Raw genomic sequence first — 21,053 nt, 5'->3', positions numbered from 1 at the left:
ACGGCCGTCGCCGCCCCGATGCTCGCTCATGTCCCTTTCTCCTCCTCGATCTCCACCGCCTGGTCGAGGAAGCGGGCCAGCAGCACCACGACCGCACAGGCCACCTCCATACCGACGGCCATGTTCAGCAGGGGCACGGTGCCGCCCGACGCGAGCGTGTTGAAGGTGCCGTGTCCGATGACGCTGTTGGCCAGGAACGAGGAGCCGGCGACGAATCCGGCGAGGCCCAGGACGAGGTAGGCGCCCTCTCCGGCGGCGTCCCCGAACTCGTAGACGCCGACCGGGCGCACGCGTTCCAGGGCGTGGTAGTCCGCTCCGATGTAGAGCAGGTGCAGCGCCGTGGCCAGGACGACTCCGCCCTGGAAGCCGCCTCCCGGACTGAGCTGGCCGTGGGCGACGACGTACAGGCCGACGACGATCGCGACGGGCAGCAGGACGAGCGCGTAGCGGCGGACGAGGAGGGGGACACGGGCCGGCTCCGGAGGCACCTCACGCTCCTCGCGCGTCTGGCGCAGCAGGACGACCGTGCCGAGCACGGCGGCGAACAGGATGCTCTCCTCGCCCAGGGTGTCGAAGGCCCGCTGGTCGAAGTTGACCGCGGCGATGACGTTGGCGGTGCGGTGGGCCAGCGCCGCCCGCACGGCCCGCTCGCCATAGGGGTGGCTGTCTCCGCCGAAGCCGGGCAGCCGCAGGCAGGCGGCCGCGAACAGGGCGGCGAAGCCCAGACCGCCCACGGCCAGGATCCACATCCGCACCCGGCGGCTCATCGCTCACCCTCCTCGCGCCGCCCGCGACGCCGTACCTTGCGCACGGACAGCAGGATCAGCAGCGGGGTGAGTGCCGAGCCGACCGCGAGCTGCGACAGGGCGACATCGGGCGCCTGGAGGACGGTGAACAGCACCGCGAGCGCCAGGCCGAGCACCGAGAGCACCAGCGCCTGGCGGGCGGGGTCACGCACCACCACAGCGGCCGTGGCGGTCGCGGCGACGGCGAACAGCGAGATCAGGACGAGCGCGTCAGTCATCCGTGGCCTCCGTCGCGGTGGGCCGCGGACAGGTCCCGCGAGGCGATCACGTTCCCGGCCGCGAGCAGGACTCCGACGAGGGCGACCTTGACCGCGGCCCTTCCCGGGCCGGTCGCGACGCAGGACGCGATCACGACCAGTGCGGTGGCCCCGACGGCCAGCGCGGTCGCGGGCCGCGCCCAGCGCGGTGCCTCGCCCAGTTCGTCGGCGAGCAGGCGCGCGAAGACGAGCGTGCCGACCGGGCCCAGGACGGCGAGGACGAGGGCGAGGTCGGTGTAGGCGGGGCGCCCGTAGCCCTGGGCGAGCAGCAACATCACCAGGCACACGACGGAGGTGCCGCAGTTCTGCGCCATGGCCCGGTGCCCGAGCGGACCCCGCGCCGTGCCCCACACCACGGGGAGGAGACCTGCCACCAGCAGCAGGGCCGCACACGCGAGCCACGCGTTCACCGGCCGCTCACCGCCCGGCGCGCCGCCACCGCAGCGACCGCGCCCACCAGCGCGCAGCCCAGCCCGACGAACACCTCCAGCGGTTCGACGGTGCTGATGAGCACGAACCACAGTGCCGTCAGCGCGACCTGCCAGAGGAGGATCTCGGCCACGACGGCGGCCGGCCGTCCCGCCCTCATCTCAGGTCACGGCCGGATGCCGGGCGCCGACTCGGCGAGCCGGGACACGGGCGGGGCGACGACCTCGCGCTGCCGGCCGGAAGGAGTGCCGTCGTCGCGTGCAAGGTGACCTCCGCGTGGTCGTGGTCCGCGTGCCCGTCGTGGTCGCGGTGCGTGAGCCCGGCTCCTCCAGTGCCCTGCCGCGCGGCGGACATGCACCACGCGGGAGGGACGGGCCCCGGGGGAACCGGTGGCGGGCGGCCCCGCGCGGGTCCGTCGGCGCCGGGCTCGACGCGGGCGATCCGGCGATCCGGCGATCACCTGCATCATCACGAACGAGAGGGGTACTTGCGCGTCACGCCACACCCGCGCGACGAAATGAGGACGCTGTGAGCGAGCCCCGTCCGCACGGCCCCGGGACCGGTGAGGGGCCGATGCCGAAGCCCGTACCGAGGGACCTGCCCGATCAGCAGGCGTCAGCCGGCGAGGACCCGTGGGACGTCGTGGGAGAGCGCGGACCGTCGACCGGGAGCGGCGCCGGGGCGCGGCGCCACGGCCCGGAAGACGAAGCCGAGGACTCGCGGCGGCCCGGCCCTGCGAACACCGACACGTCCGAGGCGGACCCGGACACAGGCGTCCCCGACACGGAGGTCCCGGACACGGACGAGGCGGGCACCGGCCGCCGGGGCGCCGCGCACTCCGGCAGCTCCCGCCCCGAGCACCCGGTGCCGGACGAGTCGTCCGGCTGACACCCTCGCGCGCCGCGGGCGCTCGGACGGCGACGCGGGGAGCGAGGCCCGCGACCACCGACCGGACCCGGCCGCCGGAAAGGAGTCACGATGGGGATACGCACGTGGATCGGCGAGTGGCCCGTCTACCGTCAGCTGACCGGACCCGACCCGCTGGGGCGCGGCAGCGCCGCCGTGTCGCGCCGCACGAAGCGACTGAGGCCGCGCACCGACAACGCCGAGCGGGTGGTGCAGTCGGTCTGCCCGTACTGCGCGGTCGGCTGCGGCCAGCAGGTCTACGTCAAGGACGAGAAGGTCGTCCAGATCGAGGGCGACCCCGCCTCGCCGATCAGCCGGGGCCGTCTGTGCCCCAAAGGCTCGGCCACCCTCCAGCTCACCACCGGCTCCGCGCGCCGGCACGAGGTCCTGTACCGGCGCCCGTACACCACCGACTGGGAGCCGCTGGACCTGGAGACGGCGATGGACATGGTCGCCGACCGGGTGGTGGAGACCCGGCGCCGCACCTGGGAGTGGGAGAAGGACGGGCTGCGCACCGCCCGCACACTGGGCATCGCGAGCCTCGGCGGCGCCACCCTCGACAACGAGGAGAACTACCTGATCAAGAAGTTGTTCACCGGACTCGGCGTGGTCCAGGTGGAGAACCAGGCGAGGGTGTGCCACAGCTCCACGGTCGCCGGACTCGGCACCTCCTTCGGCCGTGGCGGCGCCACCACGTTCATGCAGGACCTCCAGTACGCGGACTGCATCGTCATCCAGGGGTCCAACTACGCCGAGGCGCATCCGGTCGGCTTCCAGTGGGTCATGGAGGCCAAACGGCGCGGCGCCCGCGTCATCCACGTCGACCCGCGCTTCACCCGCACGAGCGCCCTCGCCGATCTGCACGTGCCGATCCGCGCCGGCAGCGACATCGCCTTCCTCGGCGCCGTGATCAACCACGTGCTGACCGAAGAGAAGGACTTCCGGGAGTACGTCCTCGCCTACACCAACGCCGCCTCGATCGTCGACGAGGACTTCCGGGACACCGAAGACCTCGACGGCGTCTTCTCGGGCCTCGACGAGGACGGCCACCACTACGACCCGCGCAGCTGGCAGTACGAGGGCGTGCAGGTGCAGGCACCCGCGGGCGACGTCGACGAACAGTACGAGCAGAAGACCCGGGGCTCGGGGCACGCCGAGTCGCACGGCTCGGGCGGCCCCCGAACCAGCGCACGACCGCCCCGCGACGAGACGCTGACCCACCCGCGGTGCGTCTACCAGATCCTCAAGCGCCACTACGCCCGCTACACCCCCGAACTCGTCGAGGAGACCTGCGGCATCCCACGCGCCACCTTCCTGCGCGTCTGCGAGGCGCTGACCGCCAACTCCGGCAGGGAACGCACCAGCGCCTTCGTGTACGCGGTCGGCTGGACCCAGCACTCCACCGGCTCCCAGTACATCCGTGCCGCCTGCGTCCTCCAGCTCCTGCTGGGCAACATCGGCCGGCCGGGCGGCGGCATCCAGGCACTGCGCGGTCACGCCTCCATCCAGGGCTCGAGCGACATCCCGACCCTGTACAACCTGCTGCCCGGCTATCTGCCGATGCCGCACGCGCACGCCCACGAGAACCTGGACGCGTTCGTCGAGGCCAGCCGTACCGACAAGGGCTTCTGGGGCGACATGCGGGCCTACTTCGTCAGCCTGCTCAAGGCGTACTACGGCGACGCGGCCACCGCCGACAACGACTTCTGCTTCGACCACCTGCCGCGGCTCACCGGCTCCCACGCCACCTACGACACGGTCATGGCGCAGCTCGACGGCGTCTGCGAGGGCTACTTCCTGATGGGCGAGAACCCTGCCGTCGGCTCCGCCAACACACGGCTGCAGCGGCTCGGCATGGCCAACCTGACATGGCTGGTCGTCCGCGACTTCTCTCTCATCGAGTCCGCGACCTGGTGGAAGGACGGACCCGAGACCGAGACCGGGGAGCTGCGCACCGAGGACATCGGCACCGAGGTGTTCTTCTTTCCTGCCGCCGCCCACACCGAGAAGTCCGGCTCGTTCACCAACACCAACCGGTGGCTCCAGTGGCACCATGCGGCCGTGGAACCGCAGGGCGACGCCCGCAGTGACCTGTGGTTCACCTACCACCTGGGCCGGCGGATCAAGGAGCGGCTGGCGGGCTCGGCCGATCCGATGGACCGGCCCGTCCAGGACCTGACCTGGGACTATCCCGTCGACGGGCCGCTACGGGAGCCGGTCGCCGCACATGTCCTGGCAGAGATCAACGGTCACGGCCCGGACGGCGCGCCGCTCTCCGCCTACACGGAGCTGAAGGACGACGGCTCCACCCGCTGCGGCTGCTGGATCTACTGCGGGGTCTACGCGGACGGGATCAACCACGCCGCGCGCCGCACACCCCACACCGAACAGGACCATGTGGCGGCCGACTGGGCCTGGGCCTGGCCCGCCAACCGGCGCATCCTCTACAACCGCGCCTCCGCCGCACCGGACGGCACCCCGTGGAGCGAACGCAAGGCGTACGTGTGGTGGGACGAGGATGCCGGAATCTGGACCGGGCATGACGTCCCCGACTTCGTTCCCGACCGGGCACCGGACTACGTTCCCCCCGATGGCACGACCGGTCCCGACGCCCTGCGCGGCGACGACCCGTTCATCATGCAGGCCGACGGCAAGGGCTGGCTGTACGCTCCCGCCGGCCTGGAGGACGGGCCGCTGCCCACCCACTACGAGCCGCAGGACTCGCCGTTCCCCAACGCCCTGTACCCGTCGACGGCGCGTTCCCCGGTACGGCAGCTCCTGCCGCGCGAGGGCAACCGCTATCACCCCAGCGGCGACGAGCCGGGCGCTGAGGTCTACCCGTACATCGTCACCACCCACCGGCTCACCGAGCACTTCACCGCGGGCGGCATGAGCCGCTGGTCGACCCATCTCTCGGAGCTCCAGCCCGAGTTCTTCTGCGAGCTGTCACCGCAGCTCGCCGCCGAACGCGGTCTGAAACACGGCGGCTGGGCGACGATCATCACCGCGCGCAACGCCGTGGAGGCGCGTGTCCTGGTCACCGAACGGCTCACCCCTCTGACCGTGCACGGACGGACCGTGCACCAGATCGGTCTGCCCTTCCACTGGGGGCCCAACGGAATCTCCACCGGGGACGCGGCCAACGAGCTGATGGCGATCGCGCTCGACCCCAACGCCCACATCCAGGAGGACAAGGCGCTCACGGCCGACATCCGCCCCGGTCGTCGTCCTCGCGGTCCGGCCCTGCCGCGGCTCGTGGCGGAGTACCGGCGGCGCGCGGGAATCACCGCGACGACGGGGACGGAGACGCGGAAATGACCGGAACGGAGACCCGGACATGACGGACCGGAACCTGCTGAGCGGCCCCGAGCCGGAACCTGCCCGGGACGCGGGCCACCCCGAACCCTCCGAGCGGGTCGGCTTCTTCACGGACACCTCGGTCTGCATCGGCTGCAAGGCATGCGAGGTGGCGTGCAAGGAGTGGAACGCCATCCCGGAGGACGGCATGGCGCTGAGCGGGATGAGCTACGACAACACGCAGGGCCTCGGCGCCTCGACCTGGCGCCACGTCGCCTTCATCGAGCAGCGGGTGCCCGCGCCCGAGGGCCGCACCGAACTGCCCTTGGCGAACAGCGCGGCGCAGGCCGCCGACGCCGCCCCCGACCAGGGCGACCTGCGCTGGCTCATGTCGTCGGACGTCTGCAAGCACTGCACGCACGCCGCCTGCCTCGACGTGTGCCCCACCGGCTCGCTGTTCCGCACCGAGTTCGGCACGGTCGTCGTTCAGGAGGACATCTGCAACGGCTGTGGGTACTGCGTACCCGCCTGTCCCTACGGAGTCATCGAACAACGCCCCGACGACGGCAGGGCGTTCAAGTGCACCCTGTGCTACGACCGCCTCGGCGCGGGACAGGAACCGGCCTGCGCCAAGGCCTGCCCGACCGAGTCCATCCAGTTCGGCCCCCTCGACGAACTGCGCGAACGGGCCGCCCTGCGCGTGGACCAACTGCACGAACAGGGCGTCGAGGAAGCCCGCTTGTACGGACACGATCCCGCGGACGGGGTCGGCGGCGACGGCGCCTTCTTCCTGCTCCTCGACCGGCCCGAGGTCTACGGACTGCCGCCCGACCCGGTGGTCACCACCCGCGATCTGCCCGCCATGTGGAAACACGCGGGGACCGCCGCGCTGTCGCTCGCCGGAGGCATCGCCCTCGCCTTCGCCCTGGCGGGCCGGACCAAGGGAGCACGATGACCAGGACACGCAAGCGGCGCGGCGAACAACTCATGGTCCCGCGCGCCGAGTTCACGTCGTACTACGGGCGCCCCGTCATCCACGCACCGTCCTGGGCGGCCCGGGACATCGCCGGCTACTTCTTCCTCGGCGGACTCGCCGGCGCCGGTTCGGTGTTCGCCGCCGGAGCGCAGCTCGGCGGCCGCCCGCGCACCGCCACCGCGATGAAGGTCTCCTCCCTGGCCGCCGTGTCCCTGTCCGCGGCCGCGCTGGTCCACGATCTCGGCCGGCCGGGCCGGTTCGTCAACATGCTGCGGGTCTTCAAGCCGACGTCCCCCATGAGCATGGGGTCCTGGCTGCTCAGCGGGTACGGTCCCGCGGCCGGGGCGGCTGCCGTCAGCGCCGTCACCGGACGGCTGCCCCGCACGGGCGCCGCCGCGACCACGGCAGCCGCGCTGCTCGGGCCCGCGATCGCCGCGTACACCGCCGTCCTGGCGGCCGACACCGCCGTACCCGCCTGGCACGGCGCCCATCGCGAACTCCCCTATCTGTTCACGGCGTCCGCCACGGCCGCCGCCTCGGGCATGGCACTCATCGTGGCGCCGACGCGCGAGAACACGCCCGCCCGTCTCGCGGCGGTCCTCGCGACCGCCGGGGAGAGCGTGGCCACCGAGGCGGCCGAGCGACGCCTCGGCATGGTGGCCGAGACCTGGCGCGAAGGACGTGCGGGCACGCTCCTGCGCTCCGCCCGCGCGCTGACCCTGGCGGGCGCCGCGACCGCGGCGCTGGCCGGCGGACGCAGCAGGCCGGCCGCCGTGCTGGGCGGCCTCGCCCTGCTCGGTGGGTCGGTCTGCACCCGCTTCGGCGTCTTCGCGGCGGGGATCGCCTCCGCCCAGGACCCCCAGTACACCGTCGTACCCCAGCGAGAAGGAGAGTGACCCCGTGGTCACCGTTTCGCTCACCGGAACGTCCAAGGAGGACGCCGCCACCGTCTTCGACGTGCTGCACACGGCGTTCCCGACCGACCGCCCCGCGGACCTGCCCGAGGATCCACCGGGATCCCGCCCCGTGGTGTGGACCGCGCGGATCGCGACCGCCGACGACCGCATCCCGACCGGTCCGGCCCCGCTGGCAGGCCCGGTCAGCGCGACGCTGCAGGGCGGCTGCCTCGCCGTCGACCTCCTGTGCGAGGCGCTGAACGGCGCGTTCATGGTGCGGGAGCGGGGCACCGCTTCGGGAGACCAGGAGAAGGAGGTCGACCTGCGGCTCGACGCCAAGCGGTAGCGGGGCCGAAGAACACGGGACCCGGACGTACGTGGGCTCACGTCCCGCACGCCGACCGTCCCGCCCTCGACGGAGGAGGAGAGCGACATGGTGGAGATCGGGTACACGATGATGACCGAGCAGGCCGGACCCCGCGACCTCGTCGACCACGTGGTGCGCGCCGAACGGGCCGGATTCGACTTCTCGGTCACGTCCGACCACTACTTCCCCTGGCTGGACTCCCAGGGGCACGCCCCGTACGCCTGGAGCGTGCTCGGCGCCGCCGCGCAGGCCACCGAGCGCATCCCGCTGATGACATACGTGACCTGCCCGACGACCCGATATCACCCAGCGGTCGTGGCCCAGAAGGCCGCCACCCTGCACCTCCTGTCCCAGGGACGCTTCCGCCTCGGGCTCGGCTCCGGCGAGAACCTCAACGAGCATGTGGTGGGCGGCGGATGGCCCGCGGCCCACATCCGTCTCGACATGCTGGAGGAAGCCGTGACGATCATCCGGTCCCTCTTCGACGGAGACAACGTCAATCATCACGGCGCCCACTTCGACGTGGAGAACGCACGGCTCTTCGATCTGCCGGACACCCCACCGCCGATCGGCGTCGCCGTCTCGGGCGAGCACGCGTGCGAGATCGCCGGCCACCTGGCCGACCTCCTGATCGCAACGGAACCCGAACCCGAACTGATCTCCGCGTTCGACCGCCACGGCGGAGCCGGCAAGCCCAAGGTCGGCCAGCTGCCCGTCTGTTACGACACCGATCGCGACGCGGCGATCACGCGCGCCCACGACCAGTTCCGCTGGTTCGGCGGGGGCTGGCCGGTCAACTCCGAGCTGCCCGGCCCCGACGCGTTCGCGAGCGCCACCCGCTTCGTACGCCCCGAGGACGTGGCCGACTCCATCCCCTGCGGCGACGACGTCGAGAGCGTGGTCGAAGCCGTACGGGCCTTCACCGACGCGGGGTTCACCGAGGTCGCGCTGGTCCAGATCGGCGGGGACCGTCAAGAGCCCTTCCTGGACTGGGCCGAGCAGAAGCTGCTCCCCGCCCTCCGCGAGCTGTGAGAACGCGAGGACACCGGCGATGAGCACCGAACGAGCCGCGATCTTCGACGTCGACGGAACCCTCGTCGACACCAACCATCTGCACGTCGTCACCTGGTGGGAGGCGTTCCGGCAGGCCGGACACCGGGTTCCCATGCGAGAGGTGCACCGGGCCGTCGGCCTCGGCGGCGACGACCTCATCGAGCACCTGCTCGGCAAGGAACGCGACCCCGAGGGCGACGGACAGCTGAAAGCCGCCCATCACGCCCTCTACGCCACCTATTTCGATCGACTGCCCGCTTTCGAGGGCGCGGGCGAACTGCTGCGCGCGCTCGCCGGGCGCGGCTGGACGATCGTCCTGGCGACCTCGGCGGGCGGCGCGGAGCTCTCCGCGCTGCGCCGTGCCATCGACGCCGACGACGTCATCCTAGGAGCGGCCAGCGCGGACGACGTCAGCTCGGGCAAACCCGCGCCCGATCCCGTCGCGCGGGCCAGGGAGCTCGCCGGGGTGCCGAGCGGGCGGGCGGTCTTCGTCGGCGACACCGTCTGGGACATGGAGGCCGCCGCGCGGGACGGGGTGACGGCGGTGGCGGTGCTGTCCGGCGGCATCCCGCGGGCCGATCTGGAGGAGGCCGGGGCCGAGGTGGTCCACCGGGATGTGGCCGAAGTCCTCGCCCGCCTGGACACCGGTGTCTTCGCCGAGCCCGCACGGGGGTGAGGGCGCCTGTCCTGGGCTACGGGACGCGAGGGAGCGCCGCCGGCCTGAACGGCGTGGAGGGGGGCGCGGGACCCGGAACGGTGGCCGGGTCACCGGCGCGGGCTGCCGTCGGGGCCCGGGCCCCTTCGAGCAAGCCACGCCCGCACGGCCTCGGTGAGATGCCGTTGCAGGTCGGCAGGCATCGGCTCGCCGGCCGCGGTCGAGGTGACGGCCTGCGCGACCAGGCGGACTTTGATGTTGGCGTGCTGGGAGACCGCGACGAGGAGGTTCCATGCCTCGTCCGGTGTGCAGGCGAATCCGGCCATCAGCATCCCACGGGCCATGTCGATGACGGGCCGGCTCTCCATAGCGCGCTTGAGCTGTTCGATCTCCCGCAGCAGCCTCACGGCCTCGTCCTGCGAGAAGACCTCCGGCTCCGTCTCCACGCCTGTCGTGCGCTCTCCCTCGAGGAAGCCGCCGATGTGTGCGCACCCACCCTGGCCTGATGCGCGGGTGGGCCGGCCTGTGCCATCCGAAGACGCAGGTACACGCTCGGACATGAGATCTCCAGGTCCGTACGGTTCATGGCTGGTGTCGGCATCACAGTTCTCGGTCGATGCCAGCATCACCCCGAACACCCACTCGCGTCAAGCAATACACGAATCCCAGTACATCCTTTTGATTACGTGAACCGAGAGCCCTATGGTGAGGGGATGGATGGCGCACCGGAGCCGCACAGCGGCTGGACGTTCCTGACCAACCACGCGCGCGTGCTGGCCGCCATCGCCGCAGACCAGACGATCCGAGTCCGCGACATCGCCTACCGGTGCCAGCTCACCGAGCGGGCCGTGCAGAAGATCATCAGCGACCTGGAGGACGGCGGCTACCTCACCCACCACCGGGAGGGCCGCTCCAACGTCTACCGCATCGCTGCCGACACGTTCCTGCGCCACCCGGCCGACGCCCCGGCGACGGTCGCGGACCTGCTGTCGCTCCTGGCGCACCACGACCCGGCCGCCTCGGTGCCCCAGGACGCAGAGAATCACTGACGGCCGACGCCCCGTCCCCGCCCGCGCCGTCCCAGACCGGACCAGCGGCCCAGCGTCCCGACCGCTCGGCGCGCACCGCACGACCCCCGCTGCGAAAAAACACGCGTCCGATCGCCCCGATGCGGGTACTCGCCATCTCTCCCCGAGCGAGGTGATGAAGGTGGCGACGACTGCACGCCGTTCGGATCTGGTCGGACTCTCGGCACTGGTCACGGGCGGCTCCCGAGGGCTCGGACTGCTGCTGTCCGCCCGGCTCGCCCGACGCGGCTGCCAGGTCACGCTGGCGGCCCGCGACGCGGACGAGCTGCGACGGGGCGCGGCCTGGGCCGAGGAGCGGACCGGCAAGAAGTTCTCCACCGCGGTGTGCGACGTACGGGACCGCGACGCCGTCGAGTCGGTGGTCCGGGAGACGCAAGCCCGACACGGCGGCCTGGACGTCGTCGTCGCCAACGCCGGGGTCATCCAGGTGGCCCCGGTGGCATCGCTCGGCGCCGAAACCTTCGAGGACGCCATGGCCACCATCTTCGGCGGCACCGTGAACACGGCCATGGCGGCGCTCCCCCGCCTGCGCGCCAGCGCCGCGGGAGGCAGGCTGTGTCTCATCGGCTCCGTCGGCGGGCTGCTTGCCGTCCCGCATCTGCTGCCCTACTCGTGCGCCAAGGCCGCCGTCGGAGCGCTCGGCGAGGGGCTGCGGGCGGAGACCGCCGAGAACGACGTCACGGTCACGACCGTGCATCCCGGCCTGATGCGCACCGGGTCCCATCTGCAGGCCGAGTTCGGCGGGCGCTCCTCCCGGGAATTCGCCTGGTTCTCCGCGCTCTCGGGGACACCCGTCGTCTCGATGGACGCCGACCGGGCGGCGGAGCGCATCGTCCGGGCGCTGGAACGGCGCAGGACTCGCCTGGTGCTCACCCCCGCCGCACGTGCCGCGTCGGTCGCGCACGGCGTGGCCCCGGCCACGGTCACCCGGCTCAGCGGCTTCGCGGCCCGGCTCCTGCCCCCTCCCCCGGCTGTACCCGGGGAGGCGGCCGACGGCTTCGAGCAGAGCGGCGGCTTCGAACAGGGCCACGACCTCGACCAAGGCCGCGTCATCGACCGGACGGCGGCCACGTGGACGGAGAAGGTACGCAGGCTCGGCAGCCTCCTCAACGACCGGGCCGCACACCGCTACAACCAGCACATCCCGGGCCCGCCGACCAGCGCCTGACGGCCGGCCTCGGTCGACTCACCGGGCAGTCGGCCGCGGTCGGCCCCACCGGACGGCCGACCCCGGTCGGCCCCCGTGACGGAAGGATTTCTCATGCGCGCACTGACCTGGCACGGCAAGCGGGACGTCCGTGTGGAGACCGTGCCGGACCCGAGGCTGGTGGAGCCCGACGACCTGATCGTACGGATCACGTCGAGCGGCATCTGCGGATCCGACCTCCACCTCTACGAACTGCTCGGCCCCTATCTGGACCCCGGGGACATCCTGGGCCACGAGCCCATGGGGGTCGTCGAGTACACCGGCTCCGAGGTCCACGCCCTGAAGCCGGGCGACCGCGTCGTGATCCCGTTCAACGTCTCGTGCCGCGCTTGCCCCATGTGCGACCGCGGGCTGCACTCCCAGTGCGAGACCACGCAGGTCCGTGAACACGGCACCGGCGCCTCGCTCTTCGGGTACACCAAGCTCTACGGTCAGGTCCCGGGCGGCCAGGCCGAACTGCTGCGGGTCCCCTTCGGGAACAGGCTGCCCATCAAGGTCCCGGACGGGCCGCCGGACGACCGCTACGTCTATCTGTCCGACGTCCTGCCGACGGCCTGGCAGGCGGTCGAGTACGCCGACCTGCCCGAAGGCGGCACGTTGACCGTCCTCGGGCTCGGCCCGATCGGTGACATGGCGACGCGGATCGCGCAGCACCGCGGCGCCGGGCTCGTCATCGGGATCGACCCGGTCGCCGAGCGGCTCACCCGCGCGACGGCCCACGGTGTCACCTGCCTGGACGCCGGTCGCGACGGCGCGGAACTCACCGAGGCCGTACGGGAACTCACCGAAGGCCGCGGGACCGACGCGGTCATCGACGCGGTCGGGATGGAGGCGCACGGTGCGCCGTTCGCCAAGGCCGCCCAGTGGGTCACCGCCTTGCTGCCCGACAGCGTCGCGCAGCCGCTCATGGAGCGGGCCGGCGTGGACCGCCTGACCGCTCTGCACCTGGCCATGGAACTGGTGCGGCGCGGGGGGACGGTCTCCGTCTCGGGCGTGTACGGCGGCGCCGCGAGCCCCATGCCGCTGCTGACCATGTTCGACAAGCAGATCCAGCTGCGGATGGGCCAGGCGAACGTGTGGCGCTGGGTCGACGACATCCTGCCCCTGCTGACCGACGCCGATCCGCTCGGCGTGGACTCCTTCAAGACCCACGACATGCCGTTGGAAGAGGCCCCCAAGGCCTACGCGATGTTCCAGGCCAAGGAGGACGGCATGGTCAAGACGCTCCTCCACCCGTGAGACCGGCGCACCCTCGCCGGTTCAGTGCGGCCTGCGCCGGTTCAGCGCGGCCGCCGCGGCGGCGACGCCGAGCCCGAGGGCTGCGGAGAACGGCTCCGGCGCCCTCACCGCGCCGCGGCGCGCACGCAGCGCCACAGCTCCTCCGCGTAGGGCACGGCGACGCCGGCGACGACGATCCCGGCCAACGCGGTCAGGTACCCGGCGGGCAGCGGGTGCTCCTTGGGCAGCAGGCGCCAGTCCTCGGGATCACGGCCACCCCCCAGGGTCCTGCGCACCTGGCCGGCGTGCAGGCAGGCGGTGAAGGCGAAGGCGGTGAGCGGGAGGACCTCCAGGAAGCTGTGGATGTGCTGCTCGATGGGGCGGACCTCCCGCTCGCCCACGGCCAGCGACACGTCGTACACGGCCGTCGCGCCGTGGGCCAGAGCGGCGCCCCCCATCACGGAGAGGGTCAGCGGATTGACCTTGGCGAGCAGCCCCATGAGCACGGGCACCCCGGCCTCGGTCATCATCAGGGCGTGGACGGCCGATTCCTTCGTGCCGCTCGTGTGCTCGATCCGGGTCCGCTTGTGCATCCACCAGTCCGCCAGGCCGGGCACCACCCACGACGGCAGGAGCCCGTACAGGAGAAACCGCCGGCTCGCGTCTTCCACCTCCGTCGAACGGAGTGGGATCCGCAGGTCGGTGGAGTGCCGCCAGTTGCGCCAGGCTTTCCGGGGCAGTACGCGCAGGGCCATGGAGAACTCCGTGAAGTCGTCTGTCGCGGACCGGTCTCCAGTACCCGTCCCACCGAAAGACATTCATGCACCACACGGGCGGCCGCCGGGTACTCGGCACCGGCCGCCACGATCAGGCCGCCGAATCCGTCAGGAGGCGACGCGCCCGACCCGCTCGTGCAGCGACACAGTCCGAGTCCGTCGGGGCGAGCCACGGCACATCAGGCACAGCCGGACCGGCCCGGGCCGAGGGGGCACCTCGGCCTCGGCCGGCACGGCGCCACACTCCAGGCTCTGCGAGGCTGACGCCACGAGAGGAGGCCCACCATGGTCGGAACCGCAGAGGGTGGTCGCAGCGCACTCGTGGTGATCGACATGATCAACACGTACGAGCACGAGGACGCGGAACTGCTGGCGCCGGCCGCCGAACGGGCCGTACCGGTCCTGGCGGAGCTGATCACCCGGGCCCGCGCCTCGGACGTGCCGGTGATCTACGCGAACGACAACTTCGGACTGTGGCGGTCCCACCACGGCGAACTCGTCGACGCCGCGCTCTCGCGGCCGCGCGCCGACCTGGTCGAACCGATCCGCCCGGACGACGACTCCCTCTTCGTCGTCAAGACCCGCCACTCCATCTTCCACGACACACCGATGGCGTATCTGCTGTGGGAGCTGGGCGTCGGCACCGTCGTGCTGACCGGCCAGGTCACCGAGCAGTGCGTGCTGTACTCCGCGCTGGACGCGCACATCCGCCATCTGAGTGTCACCGTGCCGAGGGACGCCGTCGCCTCCATTCAGCCGCATCTGGAGGCCGCCGCACTGGAGATGATGGAACGCAACATGGATGCCCGGATCGTCCGGGCGAAGGAAGTCGACTTCCGGGCATCGTGAAGGTGCGTGGCCCGCGCCGTGACAGCGACGGTGAAGCTCACGGTCGTGAGAGGGTTCGCGGGGGCTCGCCGTCGAGGGGGATGCGGGCGGTGATGCGTTTGCCGACCGGTTCACCTCGGCATTGTCGGAGTCGACGCCGTCATCGACTGCCGCGCCACCCTGCGCCAGGCCCTCGGCGACTGACCCCGCCGCCCTCGGACGGAGGTCCGCCTCACGACCTCAGGCCTCGCGCGCCGCGGGCCGCGACGCGCGGCGCGCGAGGCCGACAGGGCGCCGTTGCCGGCACGCCCCGGATCGGTGCTGATCGTGCGCTGACGATCTCGGTCGGCGGTCCGGTTCGTCGCATGGCGAGTGCAGGCGGGGCGCCCGGGCACGGCGGGAGGCGCACACTGGAGGTGCGCACCCTTGGCGGGAGCGCCGGTGATGGGGCTCACCGCAACCGCGGAGGTGTCCGCTGACGGTCCCTGGTCCAGCCGTGCTGACCAGGAGGAACCATGCCCGTATCCCGGCCCGGTGGTGGCACCGAAATGCTGCGACGTGCCGTCCGCCTCGTCACCCGGCTGCGTCCTCGCCCCGATCGGCCCTGTGCGCCGCGGCCTGCGCAGGTGCGGTCCCTGCTCGCCCTGCTGGACGACGCCGTCGCTGCTCAGCAGCACGCCGACGCGGCGGTGGCCTCCTGCGGCGAGCCCGGCCCGGTCCCCGGGCAGGCCGCCCGGGACTGCGGCGACGCGAGCTCGGCCCTTGTCCATCTGCGGTCCCGACTGCGGGAGCTGCCGCTGGCCGACGTCGACCTCGTACGGACTCGGGCGTACGCGGCCCGACTGCTGAACTACGACCAGTGGATGGTGCACCAGTCGGTGAACCTGGCCTTCACCGTGCACCCGGACGCCCGCACGGAGGCGGCCCGGCTCCAGCTGAACGGTCTGGGGCGGCCCGCGGACGATCTACGGCGGCTGCGCGACGCCCTCAGGACGAAGCAAGGCACGCCATGAGGGCAGCCGATCCAGCCCGCCCCCCGTGCCCCGGCCCGTGGGATGCCGACCCGTTCGAGGACGGCTGCCGCCCGGGTGCGCGCCTTTCCGACCGTGCTGCCGCGCCATCAGGCGAACAGGGGCCGCACCGCTTCGAGTTGCTGGGTTCCGCCGCCCGATTGCAGGCCGACGACAAGGCTAGGAGGCCGTCGTGGAGTTCGACGTGATCGTGGAGATCCCCCAAGGGTCCCGCAACAAGTACGAGATGGATCACGAGCTGCACCGCATCCGCCTGGACCGGCTGCTGTTCACCTCGACCAAGTACCCGGCCGACTACGGCTACATCGACCACACCCTCGGCGGTGACGGGGACCCATTGGATGCCCTGGTCCTGGTCGGTGAGCCGACGTTCCCCGGCTGCACGATCGAGTGCCGTGCCGTCGGCATGTTCGTGATGAGTGACGAGCACGGCCCGGACGAGAAGATCCTGTGCGTGCCCGCTCATGATCCGCGCTGGGCGGGCGTGCAGGAGATCGGCGACATCCCCTCCTTCGACCGGATGGAGATCACCCATTTCTTCGAGGTCTACAAGGACCTGGAGCCCGGCAAGTCCGTCGAGGGCTCCCACTGGGAGGGACGCGACCAGGCCTACGCGGAGATCGAGGCGTCCCGCACCCGGGCCGCGGACACCACGCCCGGAAGGTCCGCGTGACGTGGCGGGCACGCTGATCCTTTTGTCAGCAGCGCGCCCGCAGACCGCGGTCCGGACCCGCCGAGGCACCGAACGGACGCCCGCGCGAACCCACTTGCCGCGCACCACAGCGGCGAGCCGCTCCTGGTGCAGGACCCTGCGGGACCTGCTCAGCACCGCACGGCACGGTCAAGCGGCAGCGTCGGACGTGGTGATGGCGGTATCGACGCGAGCGTGGATGACCAGTCGTGCTCCGTGGTCGTCGCGGCCACCGGTGCGGGCCTGCAGCAGCCGTCGGGCCGGAGCACTGGGGGTCGCCACCGACACCAGAACGTCCAGCTCCCGGCACCGCCGGTGTGCTTCCACCACCGTATCGATCACCGCCTCGCTCACGTCGCCGTCAAGGACGACGACCGAGGGTCGGGGGCATGCACATGGATCAGGCCGCTGATCAGGGCCGCCAGATCTTTCTCCGGGGCTGCACCGCTCTGCGCTCGAAGGACCAGCACACCGTTCTCGAGCGTGTGGGACAGCATCGCTCTCCCCATCCCTCCCATGCCGGAAATCGTCTGCACGTCCGAATACCCCCCGGGCCCCCGCCCGACGCGCGTGGAGACGTACCGGTGTCCGATGCGTCGGACGGCGCATCGGGGGAACTCGGCAGCGCGTCGCATCCGGCAGGGAAGGGGAAACCGCGGACTGGGCCGACCACGTGCGCATCCGGGAGCGTGATCGCACATCACCGTGCACCTCGCACCACCCTGCACCTCGCATCGCCCTGCACCTCGCATCACCTTGCACCGGGAGGCACACCATGCCTGCAGGCTCGAACGCCAAGCGGGAACGGCAGTACGAACACATCAAGAAGAGCGCCCAGGACCGGGGTGAGTCCGAGAGCCGGGCCGAGGAGATCGCCGCGCGGACGGTCAACAAGGAGCGGGCCAGGTCGGGCGAATCGAATACGGCTTCCAAGACCTCCACCCAGGACCCGAAATCCTCCTCCCAGCGGGGCGGCCAGCGCTCCCACAGCGGCGCGCAAGGACCCACGAAGGACCAGCTCTACGAGGAGGCCAAGAAGCGCAACATCGAAGGGCGCTCCTCGATGACCAAGAAGCAGCTGCAGAACGTCCTCGGCCGGTGACTGGTCGTGCCGCTGCCGGGCATCGTGGAGCGGGTCGCCCCGTTCCGGCGTGAGCGCACCGCACCGCAGCGGTACGCCCGCGCCGGCGCCGTCGACTCCGGCACCGGGCCCGGCGTCACGCCCGACGCGGCCCAGCGGTGGACCCGGGCCGCTTCGCTGCCGCACTCCGACCGGGGCGGACCGTGAACGCCCTCCAGACCCTCCTGCGCACCCTGCACGACGGTGAACGCCTGTTGGAGCGGGACCTGCTCAGTGCCGCACAACGCCACCGCGGCGAGCAGGAGCTCCGTCGCGTGGCCGCGGACATGGCCGGCTGGTCCCGCGAACACGCCGAGCGCATCGCGCGGACCGCCGAACCGTACGGCCTGCGCCTTCCCGACCTCGCCGGCCCCTTCTCGGTCCTCTCTGTCAGCTCCCATGCCGCCGTGGGTGAACACGTCAGCCCCGCCCTCGGCCCGCCGCCCGCTTCTTCACGCCTGCTCCTGCGCGACCTCCGCGACCTCCACCTGGCCGCTGCCACGAACTCGTCGCACTGGGAGATGCTCGCCCGAGCGGCGCACGCCTGCCGGCACGCGGACCTCATCACCCTGGCCACCGCGTGCCAGCCCGAGACCGTGCGTCAGTTGCGCTGGACCACCACCATGATCAGGACTTTCTCGCCGCAACCGCTCATCAGCTCCTGAGCCGACTCAGTCACCCTCTCCTGCCGAGGGTGACTCCGGCCGCGGACCCGGGTGTCGACGGCGACCGTAAATCCCTTAAGGCATGCAAAGACCGTGATGTGCGGTAATTCGGCGATTGGGTACGCGGACACCGTATATGCCGGAGATTCCTCCGACCGAGGCGACGGGACCGCTCGACCATCGACCTGTCCACCACGCATGGCGCCGCCGACCTGCAGGAGAGGGCGCGATCCGGCGGAGGGAGCGCGACATGCATCCACGCTCGGCTGCCGGGGCGGGTGTACCGGGCCGGTCCCAGGACGATCGCGTGGAGGCGCCGCCGCCGTCGTCGGCGAAGAGCGGCCGGAGCAGATCGCGGCTCGCGCTCTCCGTCCTGCTCATTGCGCTGGCCGTCCTGCTCGCGCCGATCAGTGTCGCCGCGTCGTGGGTCAATTCCGAGATCAGCGACGGCAGTCGATATGAGCAGACCGTTTCACCGCTCGTCCGAGACACCGCGGTGCAGGACGTGATCGCCACGCGGGCCTCCGCCGACCTGGTGGGGAGAATCGACGTCCGCACAGCACTGAACTCCCTCGCTCGCATTCTGCAGGAACACGGCTTTCCGCCCGCCGTGGTCAGTGCCGTCAGGAATGCGGACAGCGAGGTGAAGGACGGCCTGACTCAGGGCACGAGCTTCGTGATCAAGAAGTTCGTGAAGAGTGAAGTGTTCGCGAGGGCGTGGGACAGCGTGAACCGGCGCGCCCACGACGCCGCGATGAACGTCCTCACCGGTGACGGCGACGGCCCGATCCGGATCAGGGGCGACAGCCTGGTGCTCGATATCGGGACGGTCGTGGAAGAAGCCCAGAAAGAACTCATCGGCACGACACTGATCGCCGCCGACACCATTCCCGGCAAAGACCGGTCGGTGGTCCTCTTCCGCAGCCCTCACCTGGCCGAAGCCAGAGACGGTGCGAGGTGGCTCGAGGCGGTCGGCCCGTGGGCCCCGGTTGCCTGCGTCACTCTCGCCGCCTTCGGCATCGGGTTGTCGCCGTGCCGGCGCACCGCGCTGACGGGCACCGCGGCCGGAACCGGCTTCATGATGGTGTCGTTCCTCGTCGCCCTGCGCTTCGGGCGGCAGGTGTTCCTGGACGCCGCCGCTCCGACGGTCCAGTCACAGGAAGCGACCGGCGCGGTCTACGACTACTTGGTGCGCTTCCTGCGCGAGTCCGTACTGGTAGCCCTTGTCACGTCCCTGGCCGTGGCACTCGTGGCCCATCTCGCAGGCCCCTCGAAAGACGCCGTGGCAGTGCGCTCCTCAGCGGCGCAGGTCACCGGTTCGATGGCCGGCCGTCTCGGCCGCACGGGATGGGATTCCGGCGCCTTCGGCCGGTGGCTCCGTGAACACCGCACCGGCACGGTCGTCACCATCGTGGGCGCCGGAGTTCTGACGCTCCTGCTGTGGCCGTATCCCACCCTTGCCGTGAGCATCGCCGTACTGATCACCAACCTGGTCGTTCTGTCCATCGCGGTGGTCCTCGCCGAGGCGGCACCCCCCGGAGCCCCTGGCACAGCCGTCATGCGGAAGTCGTCCTGACCACCCTTCCCCGGCCGCCCGGCCACCGGCGGGGGCCGCATCAGGACCGACAGCACAGCCACCAGGGGGCTGCACCAGGGCCGACAGCGGCCGGTGGGTCAGGGCCCTGGGGCAGCGGGCAGTGTCAGTCCTCGTCCAGACGGCGCACATCCGCCTCGTCCCACGTACTGGTGTCGCGGGGCTGGGTGTACGGCTCCTTGTCTGGCGGCTGCCCGCCGGCGATCGCCCGCTGACGCACGATCTCGGCGTCGAACTCCAGACCCAGCAGGATCGCCAAGTTGCTGATCCACAGCCAGATCAGGAAGACGATGACGCCGGCGAGCGTGCCGTAGGTCTTGTTGTACGAGCCGAAGTTGGCGACGTAGAACGCGAAGGCGCCGGAGGCGACCAGCCAGATGAGCAGCGCGAGGGCGCTGCCCGGGGTGATCCACCGGAAGCCCCGCACCCGGGCGTTCGGGGTCCCCCAGTACAGCAACGCGATCATGACGACGACCAGGATCACCAGGACGGGCCACTTGGCGATCGACCACACGGTCAAGGCCGTGTCGCCGATCCCGATCGCTGTGCCCGCCTGACGGGCCAGAGTGCCGGTGAACACCACGATCAGGGCGCTGATGACGGCGAGCACCATCAGCACGACCGTCAGCCCCACCCGCAACGGCAGGAGTTTCCACGCCGGACGGCCCTCGGGAACGTCGTAGACCGCGTTGGCCGCGCGCGTGAACGCGGCCACGTACCCGGAGGCCGACCACAGCGCCAGGACGACGCCGACGATCGCCGCGAGCGATCCCAGTCCCGAGTTGTTCTGCAGCTGCTGCACGGCGTTGGTGATGATGTCCCTGGCGGAGCCGGGGGCGAACTTGTTGATGTTGTTCAGGAGCTTGTCCGTGGTGGACTTCCCGGTGAGGCCGAGGACCGACACCAGGACCAGCAGCGCCGGGAAGAGCGACAGCAGGCCGTAGTACGTCAGCGCCGCGGCACGGTCGGTCAGCTCGTCGGCCTTGAACTCCCGCAGGCTGCCTTTCAGTGCGGCCCCCCAGGCCGTCCTGGGCAACTGCGTCGGCGAGTCCGGGGCGCGCTCCTCGACCGCGGGACCGGGCCCGGCCGCCTCGGCCGACGAGGACTTGTGCGGCGGACCCTCGCCGCCGTCGTGCTGCTGGTTCGGGCCTGCGGAGTGGGCTCTCATGCCCGCCGGGTAACCCGAGACATGT

The 21,053-nt window shown here is 71.5% G+C and carries 25 protein-coding genes; 17 read left to right on the top strand and 8 right to left on the bottom strand.

Annotated elements, in window-relative coordinates:
* Window positions 1-26: 26 nt before the first annotated feature.
* The 4 genes from WN71_RS08230 to WN71_RS08215 are packed head-to-tail and all read right to left on the bottom strand — an operon-like array spanning window position 27 to window position 1,625.
* Window positions 27-767, bottom strand: coding sequence for an MnhB domain-containing protein (locus WN71_RS08230; protein ID WP_046584279.1), 741 nt, complete (start codon window positions 765-767; stop codon window positions 27-29).
* On the bottom strand, window positions 764-1,024 hold the full coding sequence (locus tag WN71_RS08225) for a Na(+)/H(+) antiporter subunit B (RefSeq protein ID WP_046584280.1): 261 nt from the start codon (window positions 1,022-1,024) through the stop codon (window positions 764-766). Before WN71_RS08225 ends, WN71_RS08230 begins: the two co-directional genes overlap by 4 nt.
* A complete protein-coding gene (locus WN71_RS08220; protein WP_046584281.1) occupies window positions 1,021-1,473 on the bottom strand; it encodes an MrpF/PhaF family protein in 453 nt (150 codons plus the stop codon). The genes WN71_RS08225 and WN71_RS08220 overlap by 4 nt, the downstream gene beginning before the upstream one ends.
* On the bottom strand, window positions 1,470-1,625 hold the full coding sequence (locus WN71_RS08215; protein ID WP_420856473.1) for a hypothetical protein: 156 nt from the start codon (window positions 1,623-1,625) through the stop codon (window positions 1,470-1,472). The genes WN71_RS08220 and WN71_RS08215 overlap by 4 nt, the downstream gene beginning before the upstream one ends.
* A gap of 395 nt (window positions 1,626-2,020) precedes the next feature.
* Between WN71_RS08215 and WN71_RS40775 the strand changes: the two genes are divergently transcribed.
* From WN71_RS40775 to WN71_RS08180, 7 genes are all read left to right on the top strand, one after another.
* Window positions 2,021-2,380, top strand: coding sequence for a hypothetical protein (locus tag WN71_RS40775; RefSeq protein ID WP_420856472.1), 360 nt, complete (start codon window positions 2,021-2,023; stop codon window positions 2,378-2,380).
* A gap of 90 nt (window positions 2,381-2,470) precedes the next feature.
* Window positions 2,471-5,716 (top strand): formate dehydrogenase, encoded by a 3,246-nt coding sequence (gene fdh, locus WN71_RS08205; RefSeq protein WP_046584283.1) that lies wholly within the window; start codon window positions 2,471-2,473, stop codon window positions 5,714-5,716.
* A gap of 19 nt (window positions 5,717-5,735) precedes the next feature.
* Window positions 5,736-6,650: a 4Fe-4S dicluster domain-containing protein gene (locus tag WN71_RS08200; protein ID WP_046584284.1), complete on the top strand. Its 915-nt coding sequence runs from the start codon at window positions 5,736-5,738 to the stop codon at window positions 6,648-6,650.
* Window positions 6,647-7,567, top strand: a complete 921-nt coding sequence (gene nrfD, locus WN71_RS08195; RefSeq protein WP_240529593.1) for an NrfD/PsrC family molybdoenzyme membrane anchor subunit — start codon at window positions 6,647-6,649, stop codon at window positions 7,565-7,567. Before WN71_RS08200 ends, nrfD begins: the two co-directional genes overlap by 4 nt.
* 4 nt (window positions 7,568-7,571) lie before the next feature.
* Complete coding sequence (locus tag WN71_RS08190) at window positions 7,572-7,913, top strand: hypothetical protein (protein WP_046584286.1); 342 nt, start codon at window positions 7,572-7,574, stop codon at window positions 7,911-7,913.
* A gap of 87 nt (window positions 7,914-8,000) precedes the next feature.
* A complete protein-coding gene (locus tag WN71_RS08185; protein WP_046584287.1) occupies window positions 8,001-8,966 on the top strand; it encodes an LLM class F420-dependent oxidoreductase in 966 nt (321 codons plus the stop codon).
* A gap of 19 nt (window positions 8,967-8,985) precedes the next feature.
* Window positions 8,986-9,663, top strand: coding sequence for an HAD family hydrolase (locus WN71_RS08180; protein ID WP_046584288.1), 678 nt, complete (start codon window positions 8,986-8,988; stop codon window positions 9,661-9,663).
* 89 nt (window positions 9,664-9,752) lie between these two features.
* On the opposite strand, the gene WN71_RS08175 is transcribed toward WN71_RS08180, so the two are convergent.
* Window positions 9,753-10,088, bottom strand: a complete 336-nt coding sequence (locus WN71_RS08175; protein ID WP_046584289.1) for an ANTAR domain-containing protein — start codon at window positions 10,086-10,088, stop codon at window positions 9,753-9,755.
* 267 nt (window positions 10,089-10,355) lie between these two features.
* On the opposite strand from WN71_RS08175, the gene WN71_RS08170 reads away from it, so the two are divergent.
* From WN71_RS08170 to WN71_RS08160, 3 genes are all read left to right on the top strand, one after another.
* The gene (locus WN71_RS08170; RefSeq protein WP_046584290.1) at window positions 10,356-10,691 is read left to right on the top strand and encodes a helix-turn-helix transcriptional regulator; all 336 of its coding nucleotides are present in this window, start codon (window positions 10,356-10,358) and stop codon (window positions 10,689-10,691) included.
* Between the two features lie 160 nt (window positions 10,692-10,851).
* The gene (locus WN71_RS08165; RefSeq protein ID WP_240529592.1) at window positions 10,852-11,898 is read left to right on the top strand and encodes an SDR family NAD(P)-dependent oxidoreductase; all 1,047 of its coding nucleotides are present in this window, start codon (window positions 10,852-10,854) and stop codon (window positions 11,896-11,898) included.
* Between the two features lie 93 nt (window positions 11,899-11,991).
* Complete coding sequence (locus tag WN71_RS08160; protein ID WP_046584292.1) at window positions 11,992-13,176, top strand: alcohol dehydrogenase catalytic domain-containing protein; 1,185 nt, start codon at window positions 11,992-11,994, stop codon at window positions 13,174-13,176.
* A 104-nt stretch (window positions 13,177-13,280) separates the two neighbouring features.
* Here WN71_RS08160 and WN71_RS08155 read toward each other — a convergent pair whose 3' ends face one another.
* Window positions 13,281-13,910: a hypothetical protein gene (locus tag WN71_RS08155; RefSeq protein ID WP_046584293.1), complete on the bottom strand. Its 630-nt coding sequence runs from the start codon at window positions 13,908-13,910 to the stop codon at window positions 13,281-13,283.
* Between the two features lie 306 nt (window positions 13,911-14,216).
* Between WN71_RS08155 and WN71_RS08150 the strand changes: the two genes are divergently transcribed.
* The 3 genes from WN71_RS08150 (at window position 14,217) to WN71_RS08140 (ending at window position 16,463) form a co-directional block, all read left to right on the top strand.
* Entirely contained in the window at window positions 14,217-14,780 is a 564-nt protein-coding gene (locus WN71_RS08150) for a cysteine hydrolase family protein (protein WP_046584294.1), read from the top strand.
* Between the two features lie 605 nt (window positions 14,781-15,385).
* Window positions 15,386-15,772 (top strand): hypothetical protein, encoded by a 387-nt coding sequence (locus tag WN71_RS08145; RefSeq protein ID WP_240529591.1) that lies wholly within the window; start codon window positions 15,386-15,388, stop codon window positions 15,770-15,772.
* 190 nt (window positions 15,773-15,962) lie between these two features.
* Window positions 15,963-16,463 (top strand): inorganic diphosphatase, encoded by a 501-nt coding sequence (locus WN71_RS08140; RefSeq protein WP_046584296.1) that lies wholly within the window; start codon window positions 15,963-15,965, stop codon window positions 16,461-16,463.
* Between the two features lie 168 nt (window positions 16,464-16,631).
* Here WN71_RS08140 and WN71_RS42590 read toward each other — a convergent pair whose 3' ends face one another.
* The gene (locus WN71_RS42590) at window positions 16,632-16,835 is read right to left on the bottom strand and encodes a hypothetical protein (protein ID WP_052742978.1); all 204 of its coding nucleotides are present in this window, start codon (window positions 16,833-16,835) and stop codon (window positions 16,632-16,634) included.
* 421 nt (window positions 16,836-17,256) lie between these two features.
* Between WN71_RS42590 and WN71_RS08130 the strand changes: the two genes are divergently transcribed.
* The 4 genes from WN71_RS08130 (at window position 17,257) to WN71_RS08115 (ending at window position 19,842) form a co-directional block, all read left to right on the top strand.
* Window positions 17,257-17,583, top strand: coding sequence for a hypothetical protein (locus WN71_RS08130; protein WP_046584297.1), 327 nt, complete (start codon window positions 17,257-17,259; stop codon window positions 17,581-17,583).
* Window positions 17,584-17,589: 6 nt separating this feature from the next.
* On the top strand, window positions 17,590-17,769 hold the full coding sequence (locus WN71_RS08125; RefSeq protein WP_046584298.1) for a hypothetical protein: 180 nt from the start codon (window positions 17,590-17,592) through the stop codon (window positions 17,767-17,769).
* Entirely contained in the window at window positions 17,766-18,266 is a 501-nt protein-coding gene (locus tag WN71_RS08120; RefSeq protein WP_046584299.1) for a hypothetical protein, read from the top strand. The genes WN71_RS08125 and WN71_RS08120 overlap by 4 nt, the downstream gene beginning before the upstream one ends.
* A gap of 250 nt (window positions 18,267-18,516) precedes the next feature.
* On the top strand, window positions 18,517-19,842 hold the full coding sequence (locus WN71_RS08115) for a hypothetical protein (RefSeq protein ID WP_143074811.1): 1,326 nt from the start codon (window positions 18,517-18,519) through the stop codon (window positions 19,840-19,842).
* A 124-nt stretch (window positions 19,843-19,966) separates the two neighbouring features.
* Here WN71_RS08115 and WN71_RS08110 read toward each other — a convergent pair whose 3' ends face one another.
* Window positions 19,967-21,028 (bottom strand): YihY/virulence factor BrkB family protein, encoded by a 1,062-nt coding sequence (locus tag WN71_RS08110; protein WP_046584301.1) that lies wholly within the window; start codon window positions 21,026-21,028, stop codon window positions 19,967-19,969.
* Between the last annotated feature and the right edge of the window lie 25 nt (window positions 21,029-21,053).

The organism is Streptomyces mangrovisoli, from assembly GCF_000974985.2.
GTDB lineage: Bacteria > Actinomycetota > Actinomycetes > Streptomycetales > Streptomycetaceae > Streptomyces > Streptomyces mangrovisoli.
This window is presented reverse-complemented; position numbering and strand designations above follow the sequence as displayed.